This is a genomic window from Paenibacillus contaminans (genome assembly GCF_003285015.1).
GTDB lineage: Bacteria > Bacillota > Bacilli > Paenibacillales > NBRC-103111 > Paenibacillus_V > Paenibacillus_V contaminans.
The window spans coordinates 1-2,841 of the sequence record NZ_QMFB01000072.1 but is presented as its reverse complement, the minus strand read 5'-3'; the positions used below and the strand labels follow the sequence as shown (position 1 = coordinate 2,841).

At 54.0% G+C, this 2,841-nt stretch carries 1 rRNA gene; it reads left to right on the top strand.

Annotation, left to right across the window (positions count from 1 at the left end):
- Positions 1 to 208: 208 nt before the first annotated feature.
- Positions 209 to 2,841, top strand: a 23S ribosomal RNA gene (locus DQG23_RS41580); the annotation flags it as partial.

Below are 2,841 nucleotides of genomic sequence, written 5' to 3'. Positions count from 1 at the left end.
AGCAGGAGGTCAGCGGTTCGATCCCGCTTGGCTCCACCAATTCGACTCCAGAAAGTGGTTGAAAAAACTACTTGCAAAGAGTCGGCAAGATGTGTTACGATAGCTCTCGCCGCTTTTGAGGCGGTGACGTTTGTTCCTTGAAAACTAGATAGCGAAGCAATGCAAAAACATCCTTAGTTTTTTCGTAGCGATCTCGTGAGAGATCATTGGTTAAGCTACTAAGAGCACACGGAGGATGCCTAGGCGCTAGGAGCCGATGAAGGACGTGGCGAACAACGAAATGCCTCGGGGAGCCGTAAGCAGGCGTCGATCCGGGGATGTCCGAATGGGGGAACCCGCACGTGGTAATGCGCGTGTACCATGTAGTGAATACATAGCTACATTGGAGGCATACCCAGGGAACTGAAACATCTAAGTACCTGGAGGAAAAGAAAACAATAGTGATTCCGTCAGTAGCGGCGAGCGAACGCGGATTAGCCCAAACCAAGGGGCTTGCCCCTTGGGGTTGTGGGACGTCAATGTGGGAAAAGTTCGGTAGGCGAAGCGGTCTGGAAAGGCTCGCCATAGCAGGTAACAGCCCTGTAGCCAAAAGCGAACGTATCCCTAGACGGATCCCGAGTAGTGCGGGGCACGTGAAACCCCGTATGAATCCGGCAGGACCATCTGCCAAGGCTAAATACTCCCTAGCGACCGATAGCGAAGCAGTACCGTGAGGGAAAGGTGAAAAGAACCGCGGGAGCGGAGTGAAATAGAACCTGAAACCGTGTGCTTACAAGAAGTCAGAGCCCGTTAATGGGTGATGGCGTGCCTTTTGTAGAATGAACCGGCGAGTTACGTTCACGTGCAAGGTTAAGCTGATAAGGCGGAGCCGCAGCGAAAGCGAGTCTGAATAGGGCGAATGAGTACGTGGTCGTAGACCCGAAACCGTGTGATCTACCCCTGTCCAGGGTGAAGGTGCGGTAACACGCACTGGAGGCCCGAACCCACGAATGTTGAAAAATTCGGGGATGAGGTGGGGGTAGCGGAGAAATTCCAATCGAACTCGGAGATAGCTGGTTCTCCCCGAAATAGCTTTAGGGCTAGCCTCGGAATGAGAGTAGTGGAGGTAAAGCACTGATTGGGTGCGGGGCCCGCCAAGGGTTACCAAGTCCAGTCAAACTCTGAATGCCACATACTTCTGTCCGGGAGTCAGACAGTGAGTGCTAAGATCCATTGTCAAGAGGGAAACAGCCCAGACCATCAGCTAAGGTCCCCCAGTGTGTGTTAAGTGGGAAAGGATGTGGAGTTGCAAAGACAACCAGGATGTTGGCTTAGAAGCAGCCACCATTTAAAGAGTGCGTAATAGCTCACTGGTCGAGTGACTCTGCGCCGAAAATGTAACGGGGCTAAACACACCACCGAAGCTATGGCTATGACAGTAATGTCATTGGGTAGGGGAGCGTTGTGTATAGGTTGAAGGTCGATCGTAAGGACGGCTGGACAGTACACAAGTGAGAATGCCGGTATGAGTAACGAAAAGACAAGTGAGAATCTTGTCCGCCGAAAGCCTAAGGGTTCCTGAGGAAGGCTCGTCCGCTCAGGGTAAGTCGGGACCTAAGGCGAGGCCGAAAGGCGTAGTCGAAGGACAACAGGTTGATATTCCTGTACCACCGTAGCCGTTTGAACGACGGGGTGACGCAGAAGGGCAAGGACGCAGACGGATGGAAGTGTCTGTCCAAGCAGTGAGGCTGATGTGTAGGCAAATCCGCACATCGTAAGGCTGGGCTGTGATGGGGAGGGAAATTTCGAAAGTACCGAAGGTCTCGCACTCATGCTGCCAAGAAAAGCCTCTAGTGAGGCGAAGGTGCCCGTACCGCAAACCGACACAGGTAGGCGAGCAGAGCATGCTAAGGCGCGCGGAAGAACTCTCGTTAAGGAACTCGGCAAAATGACCCCGTAACTTCGGGAGAAGGGGTGCCTCGGTAGGGTGAATAGCCCGAGGGGGCCGCAGTGAAAAGGCCCAAGCGACTGTTTAGCAAAAACACAGGTCTGTGCGAAGCCGCAAGGCGAAGTATACGGGCTGACGCCTGCCCGGTGCTGGAAGGTTAAGGGGAGCGGTTAGGGGCAACCCGAAGCTGTGAACCGAAGCCCCAGTAAACGGCGGCCGTAACTATAACGGTCCTAAGGTAGCGAAATTCCTTGTCAGGTAAATTCTGACCCGCACGAATGGCGTAACGACTTGGGCGCTGTCTCAACGAGAGATCCGGTGAAATTTTAATACCTGTGAAGATGCAGGTTACCCGCGACAAGACGGAAAGACCCCATGGAGCTTTACTGCAGCTTGATATTGGACTTGGGTACGATCTGTACAGGATAGGTGGGAGCCTTAGAAGCATGAGCGCCAGCTTGTGTGGAGGCGACGTTGGGATACCACCCTGATCGTATCTAGGTTCTAACCTGCTCCCGTAATCCGGGAGAGGGACCGTGTCAGGCGGGCAGTTTGACTGGGGCGGTCGCCTCCTAAAGCGTAACGGAGGCGCCCCAAGGTTCCCTCAGAATGGTTGGAAATCATTCGAAGAGTGCAAAGGCATAAGGGAGCTTGACTGCGAGACAGACAAGTCGAGCAGGGACGAAAGTCGGGCTTAGTGATCCGGTGGTACCGAATGGAAGGGCCATCGCTCAACGGATAAAAGCTACCCTGGGGATAACAGGCTTATCTCCCCCAAGAGTCCACATCGACGGGGAGGTTTGGCACCTCGATGTCGGCTCATCGCATCCTGGGGCTGAAGTAGGTCCCAAGGGTTGGGCTGTTCGCCCATTAAAGCGGTACGCGAGCTGGGTTCAGAACGTCGTGAGACAGTT